Raw genomic sequence first — 837 nt, forward strand, 5'->3', positions numbered from 1 at the left:
GAATATGATGACAACGACAGGCAGATTGCAGAAATCTATCCGGATGGAACAAAGGAACAGACAGAATATGACAAGCGGGGCAGAGTTTCTAAGCAGATAGACAGAAATGGAAATGTGACAAAATATGAGTATGATGGTGCAGATAATCTTATTGCAGTAGAAGATGCAACAGGCAATAAATATTCATACACATATGATGAAACATATGAACTAACAAAGGTAACAGATGCAAATGGAAATGCAACACTGTATTCATATGATGAAGAAGGCAGATTAATAAAAACAACTAATGCTTTAGGAAAAACAGCGGAATTCAAATACGATGAAAATGGTTATCAGACTTCATTTGTAGATTATGCGGGCAATGAAGTGACTTATTCATATGATAACTTAGGTCGACTTGTTAAGAAAAATAATAAAGACGGTGATGTGAATATTACATATGATTCACTTGGAAGATTAAGTAAAGTTACTGATTCTAAGGGAGATGTAATATACACATATGATGAGTACAATAGACTTGAATCAAAGACAACATATGACCTTGGAACAATTAAGTACACATATGCAGACAATGAAGAAATAAGTTCGATTACATATAATGTAAATGGCGAAGATGTTGCAGCAACATCATACAGCTATGACTTAATGGACAGACTTGTAAAAGTTATAGATCATAACGGAGTAGCAACCGTTTATGAATATGATTCCTTAGGAAACAGAACAAAAGTCAAGCATGAAGGCGGACTTACAGTTTCATACAAATATGATGTATGTTCAAGACTTATAAATGAAATAGTAACTGATAAAGATTCTAATGTCTTAATGTTCTATGAT

General features: G+C 33.1%; 1 pseudogene. It reads left to right on the forward strand.

The features are described 5' to 3' along the window. Window positions 1–837, forward strand: a pseudogene (locus OCV48_RS13750) (hypothetical protein); the annotation flags it as partial.

It is taken from the genome of Bovifimicola ammoniilytica, from assembly GCF_025567085.1.
Classification (GTDB): Bacteria; Bacillota; Clostridia; order Lachnospirales; family Lachnospiraceae; genus Bovifimicola; species Bovifimicola ammoniilytica.